Annotated in this window: 4 protein-coding genes; 1 reads left to right on the plus strand and 3 read right to left on the minus strand. The window is 72.3% G+C overall.

Going from position 1 to position 15270, the window contains the following annotated elements:
- Positions 1-234: 234 nt before the first annotated feature.
- The gene (locus ACWGKQ_RS37595) at positions 235-690 is read left to right on the plus strand and encodes a DUF1684 domain-containing protein (protein ID WP_453296559.1); all 456 of its coding nucleotides are present in this window, start codon (positions 235-237) and stop codon (positions 688-690) included.
- Here ACWGKQ_RS37595 and ACWGKQ_RS37600 read toward each other — a convergent pair.
- The 3 genes from ACWGKQ_RS37600 to ACWGKQ_RS37610 are packed head-to-tail and all read right to left on the minus strand — an operon-like array spanning position 673 to position 15187.
- Positions 673-1434 (minus strand): thioesterase II family protein, encoded by a 762-nt coding sequence (locus ACWGKQ_RS37600; protein ID WP_453296528.1) that lies wholly within the window; start codon positions 1432-1434, stop codon positions 673-675. The genes ACWGKQ_RS37595 and ACWGKQ_RS37600 overlap by 18 nt on opposite strands.
- A complete protein-coding gene (locus ACWGKQ_RS37605) occupies positions 1431-6803 on the minus strand; it encodes a type I polyketide synthase (protein WP_453296529.1) in 5373 nt (1790 codons plus the stop codon). The genes ACWGKQ_RS37600 and ACWGKQ_RS37605 overlap by 4 nt, the downstream gene beginning before the upstream one ends.
- Positions 6800-15187 carry an SDR family NAD(P)-dependent oxidoreductase gene (locus ACWGKQ_RS37610; protein ID WP_453296530.1) on the minus strand — a complete coding sequence of 2796 codons (8388 nt, stop codon included), beginning with the start codon at positions 15185-15187 and terminating at the stop codon, positions 6800-6802. Before ACWGKQ_RS37610 ends, ACWGKQ_RS37605 begins: the two co-directional genes overlap by 4 nt.
- Positions 15188-15270: the final 83 nt, after the last annotated feature.

A 15270-nucleotide genomic window follows, 5' to 3' on the forward strand; every position in this document is an offset into this window, starting at 1 on the left:
CCGGCACCGAATATCGCGCACTTGGAATGACGCTCCCCGCCAGTCGGCGCCTCCGCCTGGACCGCCCGCGAGGCCTACGCCAACGACCTCGACGACTCCCGCGCGCTGATCGCCGTCTCCGCGGCCTCCAACCGGGCGAAGAAGGACAAGGACCCGACCGAGTGGCTGCCCCCGTACGCCGGCTACTGGTGCACGTACGTCACCGACTGGGTCGCCGACAAGACCCGCTACCAGCTGAGCGTCGACCCCGCCGAGCACAACGCGCTCGCCGAGCGCCTCACTGTCTTTCCCGACCGGCCCCGACTCGACCGCCACGCCGCGCCGAAGTCGCTCGACCTCGACACGGTGGGCACCGACAGGTACACCTACACCTCGCCGGGCGTCATCACGTTCACCCACGCCGGGCGTGAGCACACCCTGACGCCCACCAGTTCTCCCTACGGCATGGTCGTGGTCTTCACCGACGCGACCAGCGGTGTCACCACCTACGGCGCCTGCCGCTCGCTCTCGGTCCCCGAACCCGACCAGGACGGCACCGTCGTGCTGGACTTCAACCGCGCGCTCAACCTGCCCTGCGCGTTCAGCGGCATGCCCGTCTGCCCCGTCGCTCCCGCCGAGAACCGGCTGCCGTTCGCCGTCGAGGCCGGCGAGAAGACCCCCCACGACGCCGCATCACGAGGGAGTAAGTGACGGCAAGGGGGCGAGGAGGTCGCAGAGGACGGCGATCACGTCCTTCGCCCGGGGAACGAGATGGAAGTGGCCTCCGGGAAAAACCGTGAGGTCGAAGGCGCCGCTGGTGGTGGCGGACCAGTCAGCTGCCTGGGCGACGGAGACCTGGGGGTCCTGGCTGCCGAGCATGGCGCTGACGGGGAACGACGGCAGGACTGGCGGGTCGGTGGGGCGGTAGGTCTTCAGCAGGCGCAGGTCCGCGGAGAAGACACGCAGAATGATCTCGCGAGCCTCGGCATCGTTCAGCAGTTCGGCGGGAGTCCCTCCAAAACGGTGCAGCTCCGCGAGAACGGTCTCCCGGGTGACGGGTCCGGCCGGCGCCGGGAAGTGGTGCAGGGGCGCCGGTCGGCCGGAAACGATGAGGCGCACCGGATCGCCCCCGCCGCGGGCACGAAGGGCGAGGGCCGTCTCGTACGCCACGGCGGCACCCATGCTGTGACCGAACAAGGCATAGGGCCGGGTGGTCAGAGGGTGGAGTGCTGCGGCGACGCCGGTGACGAGGTCGGCCATGTCGAGGGCGAGGGGTTCGCTGAGGCGTTCGGCCCGGCCGGGATAGCGGACGGCGACCAGTTCGATGTCGTCGGGCAGCAGCGGGGCCCAGGGGGCGTAGGCAGCGGCGCTGCCTCCGGCGTGCGGGAAGCACACCAGGCGCAGCCGGGCGGCGGGGCGAGGTATGGCGGGTCGGAGCCAGTCGGCGGTGGTCATCGGACGTCGTCCTGGTGTGTGAGGAGGGCGTGCAGCGCCCCGGCGAGGGCGAGCGGCGTGGATCCGGTCACCAGCACGGACAGTGGAATGTCATGTCGGCATGCCGCGGTGAGGCGGTTGCGGAGATCGACCAGGCCCAGGGAGTCCAGCCCGAGCGATGCCAACTGAGCGTCCGCGGGCACCCGACGGGTGTCGTCATAGCCGAGGACGGCCGCAGCCTGGGCACGAACCAGGCCGATCAGACTGTCCAGGTCGTCAAGTGCGGCGATGCGCCGGGGAACAGCGGGCGGTGGGGTGTGGCGTCGTGGCGTATGGCGGGCGGCCATGAGCACGGGAGCCGTGTGGTCCAGCGCGGCATCGAAGAGTGCGAGGGCCTCGGCCGTGGACATCGGGGCCAAGCCGATGTCCCGAAGGCGGCGGACATCGGCGCGGGTGAGACCGGCGGTCAGGCCGAAGTCCCGCCACCAGCCCCAGGCCACGGTGAGGGCCGGCAGTCCGCGGGCGTGCCTGTGGTGGGCGAGTGCTTCGAGGAAGCCGTTGGCGGCGGCGTAGTTGGCTTGCCCCGGGGTGCCGAGAAGGGCCGCGGCCGAGCCGTAGAGGATGAAGTGGGTCAGCGGCAGACGTGCGGTGCGCTCGTGCAGGTACCAGGCGGCGTCGGCCTTCGACGCAAGGACGCGGTGCAGTTGGGCGGAGGTCAGGTTGGTGATCGTGGCGTCGTCGAGAACGGCCGCGGTGTGTACGACGGCACGAAGCGGATGCGCGAGGTCGATGCCGGTGAGCAGTGCGTCCAGCCGGCCGGGGATGCTGACGTCGCACGCGACGGTGGTGACCTCGGCTCCGGCGGCGTGAAGTTCGCGCTGGAGCTGTCGATGTCCGGGCGCGGCCGGCCCACGGCGGCTGGTGAGCAGCAGGTGTCGGACACCGTGGCGTTCTACGAGGTGACGAGCGAGCTCACTCCCGAGCGTCCCGGTACCGCCGGTGATCAGCACGGTCGCCTCGGGATCGAAGCCGGGGTGGTCCGGTTCCGCGGGTTCGGCTGAGGCCGCGGACGGAGGTGCGTGCGTCAGCGGAGCGAGAACGGGGCGATGTAGGGTGCCGGCCCGGATGGCCAGTTCGGAGGCGGTGCCGGCGAGCGCGGTCGGCAGGAGACGACGGGAGGAGGGGGCGTCGTCGGTGTCCACCAGGGTGAAGCGGCCGGGGTGTTCGCTTGCGGCGGATCGCCACAACGCCCTCAGGGCAGCACCTGCCGGATCCGGGTCGGCGCCGGTGGCATCGTGGGTCAGCAGGGCAAGCCGGGTCCGGCTCAGCCGTGCGTCCATGAGGAAGGAACGCAGGAGGGCCAGGTGTTCTTCGGTCGCGGTATGAACGGCTGCGGGCAGGCGATCGTGGGCGCGGGGCGGTGCGGCCACTATGACGGTGCCTGGCGGGCGGGCACCACGGTCCAAGGCTGACTGCAGCGCAGCGGTGTCCGGGTGGCTCGGGACGTCGGGCAGCGCCATGGACCCGGTACCCACCAGGGCCAGGCCGGCGGAGGGCGGAAGGACCGCTGGATCAACCGGATCAACGGGTTCAACGGGTTCAACGGGTTCAACGGGTTCAACGGGTTCAACGGGTTCAACGGGTTCAACGGGTTGCCATACGGGCTGGAGTAGATGTGGCGCCGCCGCCGGCCGCATGGTCAGTGAGTGGACGGACAGCACCGGTCCGCCCTCGGGATCGGCGATGTCGATGGCGTAGGCATCCCCACCGCGCGGTGTGATCCGCGCGGTGAGCGTCCCGCGCCACTGCCGGTGCACGGTGACGCCGGTCCAGGTGAACGGCAGGGCGGGCGCCGGGTCGTCGCGGACGGCCAGGACTGATTGCAGCGCGGCGTCGAGCACGGCCGGAGTGAACAGTTCCGGCCCGGTCTGCGGCACCGCTGCCGCTTCTGCCTCCGCTGTCGCATACAGCGTCACCCGATGACGACGCAGCCGGGTCAGTCTCCGGAAGGCCGGACCGTAGGTGATGCCGAGGCGGGCACAGCGGTCGTAGTGGTCGTCGAGGGAGACGGGCTCGGCGTCGGCGTCGGTGAACAAGCTGTCGGCGGGTGCCGAGGGTGTGGCTGCCGAGAAGCGGCCGACGCCATGCGGTGTCCAAGGGGAGCGTGGGCCCGAGCGCGCCTCGATGCGGAAGGGCTGTCCTGAACCGGGTGGAGCGCCGGTGGTGATCCGCAGGTCCATGTCGCCGCCGGCCGAGAGGGCGAGCGGTGTGTGGAGAGTGAGTTCCGCGACCTGCGGGTGACCGATGCGGCTCGCCGCGCGCAGGGCAAGGTCCAGGAGAGCGGTCGCCGGGACGACCGCGGTACCGTCGATGACATGGTCGGTCAGCCACGGCCTGGTGCGGATGGTGAACGTCTCGGTGAGGACCGTGTGCTCGTCCGATGAGTCCGCGACCGGGAGAGGACGCGTTGTCCCGTCCGGAGGCGTTGTCCCGTCCGCCGGATTGCCGTCCGTCGGGCCGGTCGCGAGAGCGGGCCCGGCGGTCCCCCGCCCTTCCCCGGAACGTGGCCGTCCCGGATCCGGGGAGAGCCAGTAGTGCTCGCGCTGGAACGGATACGTGGGCAGCGGGACCGTTCTGCCGGGCAGCAGCGTCGGCCAGTGGGGGGAGATCCCCCGCGTGTGCAGGACCGCCAGCGCGGCGATGGCCGCGTCCGGTTCAGGGGTTCCCGGGGAGGAAAGGGCGATGGCAAGACTGCCGGGCGTGGCGCTCGCGGCGCTGTGGGCGGTCAGCGCCCCGCCGGGGCCGAGTTCGAGCAGGTTGCGGACGCGATGAGTGGTGCACAGGGTGCGGATCGCGTCGGACCAGCGCACCGGGAGGCGGGCGTGGCGCACCCAGTGTTCCGGGTCGGCGAGTTGGCGCGCGGGGCTGACTCCCGTGAGGGAGGAGACCAGGGGGACGGTGGCAGGGCGGAGGACGAGACCGTCGGCTACCGCACGGAGTTCGCCCAGTACGGGATCCATCCGGGCGGAGTGGAAGGCATGGGCGACCCTCAGGCGCCGGGTCCGTACACCGGTTGCTTCCAGACGTGCCTCGACCGTGCGGATGCCGTCCTCGTCCCCGGAGAGGACAAGGGAGGCCGGACCGTTGAACGCTGCGATCTCCACGCGCTCGGCCAGGTCGGAAAGGTGGGGCAGGACATGCGCTTCCGCCGCCCGGACCGCGGTCATGGCTCCGCCCGGCGGCAGCGCGTGCATCAGCCTGCCCCGTTCGGCCACCAGACGGACCGCGTCGGGCAGCGAGAGGACGCCGGCGAGGTGGGCGGCGGTGATCTCGCCGGCGGAGTGGCCGAGCAGGACGTCGGGGCGCAGTCCCCAGCTTTCCAGCAGGCGGTACTGGGCGACCTGAAGGGCGAACAGCGCCGGCTGGGCGACGTCGGTGCGTACCGGGGCGGTCGTTGCGAACATCAGGTCGCGCAGCGGGCGGTGCACATACGGATCGGCGAGATCGCAGATCTCGTCGAGAGCGCGCCGGAAGGCGAGATGGGTGCGGTAGAGCTCGGCACCAGCCCCCGGGCGCTGGGTGCCCTGCCCGGACAGCAGGAAGGCCAGGGGCGCCCTGGCACGGACGGTTCCGGTGTACGCCGCCGGGTGCGGCCGGCCGGCCGCCACAGCGGCGAGGGCCTCGCGCAGGCCGGCGCGGTCGGTGCCGGTGAGGGCGGCGCGATGCTCCCACGTCGCGCGGGTGGTCGCCAGGGAGTGTGCGACGTCGGCGGTGGACAGTGCGGGGTCACGCGCGAGGTGTTCGGCGAGCCGGCTGGCCTGAGCCCGCAGCGCGGGCGCGGAGCGCGCCGACAGCGCCCACACCGTGGGCTGCCCCGCTTCGGCAGCCGGCTCCTCGCGATCGTGGGAGGCGCGATCGTGGGAGGCGCGATCGTGGGAGGCGCGATCGTGGGAGGCGTGATCATGGGAGGCGGGGGCCGCGCCGCCGTCGACAGGACACGGGGCTTCCTCCAGGACCAGATGGGCGTTGGTGCCGCTGATGCCGAACGAGGAAACGGCGGCGCGACGGGCGCGGCCGGCGGTGCCGCGCCACGGGCTCGCGGTGGTGAGCAGTTCGACGCTTCCGGCGCTCCAGTCTGCATGCGGGGTGGGGACATCGGCGTGCAGGGTGCGCGGCAGGATCCCGACGTCCAGGGCCCTGGTCATCTTGATGACGCCGGCGACGCCTGCGGCGGCCTGGGTGTGGCCGATGTTGGACTTGAGGGAGCCCAGATACAGCGGCCGACCCACGGGTCGGCCGGGACCGTAGACGTCGATGATCGCCTGTGCCTCGACCGGGTCCCCGAGGGTGGTGCCGGTGCCGTGCGCCTCCACGGCGTCGATGTCGGCGGGAGTGAGCCGGGCGTCGGCGAGTGCCTGCCGGATGACGCGGCGCTGGGCGGTGCCGCTGGGGGCGCTCAGACCGTTGCTGGCGCCGTCCTGGTTGACGGCGGTGCCCCGGATGACGGCGTGGATACGGCGCCCGGCGCGCAGGGCGTCGTCGAGGCGTTCGAGAACGAGGAGTCCGGCGCCCTCGGAGAGGCCGGTGCCGTCGGCGTTCGCGGCGAACGCCTTGCACCGTCCGTCGGCGGCCAGGCCCGTCAGGCGCGCGAACTCCTTCAGGGTGCCGGGGGTGCTCATGACGGTGACGCCACCGGCCAGGGCGAGGCCGGTCTCGCGGGCACGCAGAGCGCGGCAGGCGAGGTCGATGGCGACCAGGGAGGAGGAGCAGGCGGTGTCAATGGTGAGGGCCGGGCCGGACAGCCCCATGAGGTAGGCCACGCGCCCGGAGATGACGCTGTGCGCGGTGCCGGTGAGGCGGTGGCCGACGACGTGGTCGGGCGATGCTGCCAGGGGCGGGCCGTAGTCCTGCTGGCCGGCGCCGGTGTACACCGCCGTGTCTGAGTCACCCAGGGATGTGGGGTCGATACCGGCGTGTTCCAGGGCTTCCCAGGTGACTTCGAGCATGAGGCGCTGTTGGGGGTCCATGGCGAGCGCTTCGCGAGGTGAGATGCCGAAGAAGCCGGCGTCGAAGCCGGCGATGTCGTCGAGGTAACCGCCGGGAGCGGCGGCGGCATCCGGCCAGCCGCGGTCCGTCGGCGGGTCGCCGATGACATCGCGGCCTTCGGCGGCCAGCCGCCACAGGTCCTGTGGGCTGCGAACGCCCCCGGGATAGCGGCAGCCCATACCGATGATGGCGATGGGGGCATGCCGGTCCTCCTCCAGCGCGGCGACCTGTTCACGAGCGAGGCGGAGTTCGCCGGTGAGGCGTCTGAGGTACCCCAGGAGTTGCTCCTCCCGTTCGCTCGTGCCCTGCCCATGGGTGTTCGGGGCGGAGTTGTCGCCGGTCATGCGATACCTCCCTGTGGACCCGTGCCGAACTCCTCGTCGATGAGGCGAAGGAGTTCGTCGGCGCTCAGTTCGGCGAGATCCGACGTGGTTGAGGGGGCGGCCGCGCGATGCGGCGGGGTGGGAGCGGCGACGGCCTGACCTGCCGCTGGTGACGGGGCGTCGGCGGGGTGCAGAAGGAGATCTGCGTGGGCGGCCAGCGCGGCGGGGCTCGGGCAGTCGAACACGACGGTGACGGGAAGGCGCAGGCCTGTGGCGGCATTGACACGGTTGCGCAGTTCGACGGAGGTCAGGGAGTCGAATCCCAGATCGCGGAAGGCCGCGTCAGGCGCGATGTCCTCGGTTCTCGGCAGACGCAGGACGGCTGCGGCCTGTCCGCTGATCCATTCGGTCAGTGCCCCGCGGCGCTCGCCCGGCATGAGCTGCCGGAGCCGGTCGCGCAGGGTGGCGGCGGGATGTGCGCCGGCCGGCTGTGCGGCCGTTGCGGAGACGGAGGGCGTGTGCGTGGCCGCGCGCCGCGCGGTGGACGGACCGGGCGTGTCGAGGCGTACGGCGACCTGCCTGGGTTCGGTGCGCAGGAGTGCGGCGTCGTAGAGGGCCAGCCCGTCCGCGGCGGACAGGGGGTGCAGTCCCGCGTCGGCCATGCGTTCCAGGTCGCGGGTGCTGAGGTGGCGGCTCATGGCGCTGCGGTCTTCCCACAGCCCCCAGGCGATCGACCGGCCGGGCAGCCCATGGTGAGAACGGTGGGCGGCGAGAGCGTCGAGGAAGGCGTTGGCGGCTGCGTAGTTGGCCTGACCTGGCAGGCCGAGAGTTCCGGCGACGGAGCCGTAGAAGGTGAGGTCGGCGAGGTCATGGTGACGGGTGCGCAGGTGCAGCCACCATGCGGCGTCCGCCTTGGGACCGAGAACGGCGGCGAGGCGGTCGTCGGTCAGGCCAGTGACCGTGCTGTCGTGCAGGATGCCGGCAGCGTGGACGACCGCGGTCAGCGGATGTGCGTCGGGTACGGCGGCCAGCAGCCGGTCGGTTTCGGCCAGGTCGGAAAGGTCCGCCGTGTGCACAGTGACGTGGGCGCCCAGCGCGGTCAGTCGGGCCCGCAGGGCTTGCGTGCGAGCGGCGCCTTCCGGGGTGTGACCGGCCAGCATGAGATGCCGGACGCCGTGCCGCAGGACCAGGTGGCGGGCGAGTTCGCCACCGAGGGTGCCGGTGCCGCCCGTGATCAGGACGGTTCCGTCGGGGTCGGGCGTCACCGGCAGGGTGAGGACGAGTTTGCCCGTGTGCCGCGCGTCGCGGAAGTCGCGGAAGACCTCGCGGGCGGCGCCGACCGGCCGGGCGGCGACGGGCAGCGGTGGAAGGGAGCCGTCGGCGAACAGGACCAGCAGCTCGCGGTACAGCGCCTCGATGCCGGCGGGGTCGACGCTGAGGATGTCGAAGGGGCTGTAGTCGATGTCGGGGCGGACGCCGGCGACGTCCGCACCCGGCCGGATGTCGAGTTTGCCCATTTCGAGGAACCGTCCGCCGTCCGCCAGCAGGCGCAGCGAGGCGTCGACGAACTCGCCGGTCAGGGAGTTGAGGACCAGGTCCACACCGCGCTTTCCGGAAGCGGCGTGCAGCCGTGGTTCGAAGTCGAGCGAACGGGAGGAGGCCGTGCGTTCGGCGGGGATGCCCATGGCTGCGAGGGTGGGCCACTTGTCGGGGTGGGCGGTGGCGTACACCTCGGCACCGAGGTGGGCGGCGATGCGGGCGGCCGCCATGCCGACGCCGCCGGTGGCCGCGTGGATCAGCACGGACTCGCCGCGCTTGAGTCTGCCCAGCGTCACCAGGCCGTAGTAGGCGGTGAGGTAGGCGATCGGGACGCCGGCGGCCTCGGCCCAGGACCAGTCCCCCGGTACCCGGGCGACCAGCCTGGCGTCGGTGACCACGGTGGGTGCCACCGCCGAATCGGAGAGGCCGACGATGCCCATGACACGGTCGCCGGGGGCAAGGCGGGTGACACCGGCACCGACGGCGGTCACCCGGCCTGCGAACTCCCGGCCCAGGCCCGCGGTTCCGGGAAACAGGCCCATGGTCGTGATGACGTCGACGAAGTTCAGCCCGGCCGCCCGCACCGCGACCGTCACCTCGCCCGGACCGGGATCGCGGTCGTATTCGGGTGCGGGAACGAGAGCCAGGTCATCCGGAGTGCTGGTGGTGGCCGATTCGGTGAGAGCCAGCTTCCACGGTCCCGGACGGTCGGGTGCGGTGATGACGTCGCCGTCGGTGCGGGTCTGCAACCGGGGAGTGCACGCGATGCCGTCGCGCAGGGCGAGTTGTGCCTGGCCGGCGGCGACGGCGGCAGGCAGGAGCCGGTCGGAGGCGGGCGTGCCGTCACGGTCGACCAGGGCGACCTGGCCGGGGTGTTCGGCGGCGGCACTGCGCCACAGGCCGGTGACGGCGGCCGCCACGAGGTCGGGGGCGTCGGTGGTGGCCCGCGAGGTGGACAGTACGAGGCGGCTCGCGGCGTACCGGGGATCGGTCAGCAGTGTCCGCAGGATGCGCAGGTGGCGGGCGGTGGCGCCACGGACCCTGGCGGGCAGGCCCGTCTCGTCGCCGTTGTCGGGTTGCTGGTGGACCACGACGATGCGAGGCACATGCGCTCCGCCGACCGGCGCCGGGGCGATGAGGGAATCGATGTCGGGGCAGGCGGGAACCGCCGGGAGCGCGGGGTGCGGCGCGCCGAGGACGGCGGTGCCCGCTCCGAGGGGCCCCTCGATCCGCAGCACGGTGGGCGTCCAGTCCAGGTACCGCAGGTCGGGCGCAGGGGAAGAGACGGGGCGGAACGTGAGGGTGGCGTCGGCGACCGGGTGTCCGGCCGGGTCCGTGACGTGCAGTGTGTAGGTGTGGTCGCCGGCCGGGTACACGCTGACCCGCGCGGCGGTGGGGGCGGCCCGGTGGAGGCGCACCGTGCTCCAGCTGAACGGCACGTGGGCGACTGCGGTGTCTTCGGTGTCTTCGCGGGTGAGCAGGATGGGGTGGAGGGCCATGTCGAGCAGTGCCGGGTGAACGGCGAACCCGTTCGGGTCCTGGCCCTCGTCGAGGGCGACGTCCGCGAACACCGCCTCTTCGCTTCGCCACAAGGCACGCAGTCCGCGGAACGCGGGGCCGTACTCGTAGCCGGTGCGCCGCAGGCGGTCGTACGCGCCGGTGAGGTCGACGGGTTCGGCGGGGGCCGGCGGCCAGGGAGAGCGCGGGCCGGCCGGGGGTTCCGGGGTTGAGGGCGTGACGGTGCCGTGGGCGTGCCGGGTCCACGGTCCGTCGGGGTCGGCGGCTGCGGGCCGGGCGTGGATGCTGACGGTACGTGAGCCGTCCTCGCCGGGAGCGTCGACGGCTATGTGGACGCTGACGGTGCCCGCGTCGGCGGGCAGCCGCAGAGGTGTCTCGAGTACGAGTTCGCCCACCTGGCCGCCGCCGGTGAGGCGGGCGGCGGTGCAGGCGAGTTCGGCGAGCAGCGTGCCGGGCACCAGAGCCTCGCCACGCAGCGCGTGATCGGTGAGCCAGGGCAGGTCGTGAGGGGACAGTCGGCCGGTGAGCAGATGGCCACCGATGTGAGGCAGGGCGAGGACGGTGGTGAGCACCGGGTGTCCCGTGGAGTTTCCGGGAGGGACGGCCGCGGGGCCGGGTTGCGGCCAGAACCTGCGGTGCTGGAAGCCGTACGACGGCAGGGTGGTCAGGCGGCCGGCCGTGCCTGCGGCACGCCAGTCGACGCGATGGCCGAGCCGGTACACCTCCGCGAGCGCCTGGGTGACGCGGGTGCTGGGGTCCTCGTCGCGGTGGAGCGTTCCGACGGCAGCGGCGGTGACGTCGGCGGCGTCGAAGGTCTCTTCCAGCGCGGATCGCAGCAGCGGGTGCGGGTTGACTTCGATGAACGTGCGGTGCCCGGCGTCGAGCAGGGCGCGCAGGGCCGGTTCGAACAGGACGGTCTGACGGGCATTGCGCCACCAGTAGCGGGTGTCGAGCGCGGTGCCCTCCAGCGGACCGCCGGTGACCGTGGAGAAGAAGGGCACGGTCGCGGTGCGGGGACCGACCGTCGACAGAGCGTCCAGCAGGTGATCGCGCAGGGGCTCGATCTGGGAGCTGTGACCGGCGTTGCTGACGCCGGGCAGGCGTCGGTATCGCACCAAGTCGCTGTCGAGCCGGCCCAGCAGCCGGGTCAGCGCTTCGGGATCACCGCCGACCGTGGTCGAGGCGGGGCCGTTGACGGCGGCGATTTCCAGCGCCGTTCCGTGGGGACGGAGCCGGACGCGCACGTCGTGGGCGGGCAGGGAGACGGCGGCCATCGCGCCATGGCCGTACAGGTTGAGGAGTGCCTGGCTGCGCAGGGCAATGATCCGGGCAGCATCTTCCAGGGACAGTGCGCCCGCGACGTAGGCGGCGGCGATCTCTCCCTGGGAGTGCCCGATGACCGCGGCGGGTTCGACGCCGTGGGCACGCCACAGAGCGGCGAGGGACACCATGACGGTGAACAGAGCCGGCTGGGCGACGTCCACCCGGTCGAGAGGAGGGGCGCCGGGAAGCTGTCGCAGGACGTCGAGAACGGACCAGTCGAGGTAGGGGCCGAAGGCGGCGGCACACCTCTCGGCGCTGGCGGTGAAGACCGGGTCGTGGTCGAGGAGGCCGGCAGCCATCCCCGGCCACTGGGATCCCTGGCCGGGGAAGACGAAGACGGCGGTGCCGCCGGTGACGCGCTGTTCCTGTCCCGGGTCTTCGGCAAGGGCGGTGAGTCCGTCGAGGAGTTCGGCCCGGTCGTCTGCGGTGACGACCGCGCGGCGGGCGAGCGCTGGGCGCGTGCCGAGGGTGTGGGCGATGTCGGCGAGCGGCACCGTGGGGCGGGCGGTCAGGTGCGCGTGCAGGCGACGGGCCTGCTCCGCGAGCGCGGCGGTGGTCCTGGCCGAAAGGGGGAAGGCGTGCGAGGCGCCCGGCGACGGCCGGCGGTCGGTGTCCGCCGTCGGCGGGGGAAGCTCGAAGGCGCCTTCGAGGATGAGGTGGGCGTTGGTGCCGCCGGCGCCGAAGCCGGAGACTCCGGCACGTGGCGGCCGATCGGCGGTCGGCCAGGGACGCGCCTGCGAGAGCACACGGACCGTGCCGCTGGACCAGTCGATGTGCGAGCTGGGCCGGTCGGCGTTCAGGGTACGGGGCAAGGTGGCGTGGCGCAGGGCCATGACCATCTTGATGACGCCCGCGACGCCGGCGGCGGCCTGGGTGTGTCCCAGGTTGGACTTGACCGAGCCGAGCCACAGTGGCCGGTCGGAGGGACGATCGGCTCCGTAGGTGGCGAGCAGGGCATTGACTTCGATGGGGTCACCGAGCCGGGTGCCCGGGCCGTGGGCCTCCACGGCGTCGATCTCGTCGGGGCGCAGTGCCGCGTCGGCCAGCGCGGCATGGATCACACGCTGCTGGGCAGGGCCGTTGGGGGCGGTCAGGCCGTTGCTGGCACCGTCCTCGTTGAGCGCACTGCCGCGTATGACGGCAAGGACCCGATGCCCGTTGCGGCGGGCGTCACCGAGGCGTTCCAGGACGAGGACGCCGACGCCTTCGGACCAGCCGGTGCCGTCCGCCTCGGCCCCGAACGCCTTGGAACGTCCGTCCGGGGAAAGGGCGCCCTGGGCGGTGAAGTCGGTGAACATCGTCGGTGTGGACATGATCGTCACACCGCCCGCCAGGGCCAACGAGCATTCCCCGGCACGCAGTGAGCGACCGGCGAGGTGGAGGGCGGCGAGGGAGGAAGAACAGGCGGTGTCCACGGCGAGGGCGGGGCCTTGCAGGCCCAGGACGTAGGCGAGGCGCCCTGCCAGCAGACTGGTGGTGCTTCCGGTGTAGACGTACCCGTCGAGGTCCTCGCCGGAGCGCTGGACGACGCTGTCGTACTGCTGGGGGATCGCCCCGATGAAGACGCCTGTCGGTGTCGCCCTCAGGGCGAGCGGATCGAGCCCGGCGTGTTCGACGGCTTCCCACCCGACTTCCAGGACCAGGCGTTGCTGAGGATCCATGGCGAGCGCCTCGCGAGGCGAGATACCGAAGAACGCGGCGTCGAACCCGGCGGCATCGTGAAGAAAGCCGCCGCGTCGGCTGCCGCTGGTGCCACGCGCGTCCGGCGCGTCGGAGAAGAGCCGCTCCAGGTCCCAACCCCGGTCGGTGGGAAAGTCGCCGATGACATCGCGTTCTGCGGCGACCAGGTCCCACAGGTCGTCGGCGGAGTGGATGCCGCCGGGGAACCGGCAACCGATACCGACGACGGCGATGGGTTCGGCGGCACCCGGCTGTGCCGGATCGGCCCCCGGCCGCCCCTCGGTCGTGTTGTCGGCCGGCGGAAGGGAAGGCAGGGTGGGCGCTGCGACAGCGTCCAGATAGGCCGCGACCGCACGCGGGGTCGGGTGGTCGAAGAGCAGGCTGCTGGGCAGCGGCATGCCGGTGGCATCGGTGAGCTTCTCCACCAGCTCCAGCGCCGTCAGCGAGTCCGTTCCCAGGGAACGGAACGCCAGGTCGGGCTCGATCGCGTCGATGTCGGCGTGGCCGAGTACGGCGGCGGTCTCGCGTCGGACCACGTCGAGAGTCGCCAGACCTTCGTGGGACACCGGCCCCACTGCTGCTACCGCACTCGGGTGAGGGACGGCGGACCCTGCCGGGGTCGCCTCGGCGCCGGCCCCGGGAGGCCGGCCCCTGTGCTGGGGAGGAACAGGCCACAGGGTGCTCCGCTGGAACGGGTAGGTGGGCAGATCCGCCCGAGCGCCGGCCGGCAGCGCCGCCGGCCAGTCCACCGTCTCGCCACCGATGAAACGATCGGCCAGGTCCAGGAGACCTGGATCGGCCCCGGGTTCGGCGATGACGCGGCAGACGTCTTCGGTGCCGCGTGCAAGGGCGTCCAGCGCCCGCAGGAACACAGACGGTCCGGATCCGACGATCACGCTGCGTTCCTTGAACGCGGTGCGATGGCGGGCGAGCGTCACGGCGATCGCGGTGAGTGGAACGTCCGGGTCGCGGACGAGCCGGTCCCGCAGTGCGGCGGCATGTGCCCTCAGCGCGGCAGGAGTGCGTGCGGACAGCGGCCAGGCGGTCGGTGCGTCCGCCGGCGCGCTGCACGGAACCGGAGGCGGGGCCTCGGCCACCACGACATGGCAGTTGGTTCCGCTCATGCCGAAAGAACTCACACCTGCGATCCGAGTGCTCTCGCCGTCCGGCCAGGACTCGGTGGTGATCTGCGGACTCAACCGCCAGCGATCCAGCGGGACCCGGGGGGAAGGGGTACTGAAGTGCAACGTTGCGGGGATCAGGCCGTGCTCGACGGCCAGTACGGCCTTGATCAGTCCGGCGATGCCCGCGGCGGCCTCCAAGTGGCCGAGGTTGGACTTCGCCGAGCCCACGCGCAACGGTTGCTGTGGGGACCTGACGGCGCCGAGGACCGCGCCGACCGCTTCGGCCTCGACGGGGTCGCCGACCACCGTTCCCGTGCCATGGAGTTCGACGTAGCCGACGTCGGCAGGGTCGGTGCGGGCATCTGCCAGAGCGGCGCGCAGGAGGGACTGCTGAGCCCCGGCGTCCGGCACTGTCAGTGGTGCTTCTCCCCCGTCATGGCCGAGGGCACTACCGCGTAGGACGGCGCGGATCCGGTCACCGTCGGCGAGGGCTGCGGCCAGCGGCTTCAGTACGACCAGACCGCCGCCCTCACCGCGTACGAACCCGTCGGCTCCGGCATCCAGGACACGGCAGCGGCCGCGCGGAGACATCGCTCCGGTGGCGGCGACCGCCTCGTCGGCGGCGTCGTCCAGCATGAGACTCACACCGCCGGCGATCGCCAACTCGGCTTCCCCGGAACGCAGGATGCGGCAGGCTGTGTGGACGGCTGTCAGCGAGGAGGACTGGCCTGTGTCGACGGTCAGACTGGGGCCGTTGACACCGAGGAAGTGGGAGAGTCGGCCGGCGGCCATGGCACGCTGGCCGCCCGTGACGGAGTGCAGGTCGGGTGCCGCCTCCGCGGTCCGCAGAACGGCCTGCCAGTCGTCGTTGGCCATGCCGATGACCACGGCCGCCCGTCCGCCGCGCAGCGTGGCCGGGAGCAGGCCGGCATCTTCCAGTGATTCCCAGCCGAGTTCCATGACCAGCCGCTGGTGAGGGTCGACGCGACAGGCCTCTCGGGGAGAGAGCCCGAAGAACTCCGCGTCGAACGCGTCGACCGCGTCGAGGAATCCCGCCCGCCCGGACGGGCGGGCGGCGGGGCGGCCCGGAGGCGCGGCGACCACGGCGTCGACGCCGTCACGCAACGCTGCCCAGTAGGCCTCGGGACCATCGGCACCAGGAAACCGGCAGGCGATGCCGACGACGGCGATATCGGACTCCGCGGATCGTTCCTCGTTCATGGGTGGTGCCTTCCGTACAGGTACCGAACAAAAGGAGGGGGGAGGTGACGTGTCCCGAGGCGCGGGCGTCGCAGGTCACGGCA

It is taken from the genome of Streptomyces sp. NPDC054770, assembly GCF_053611985.1.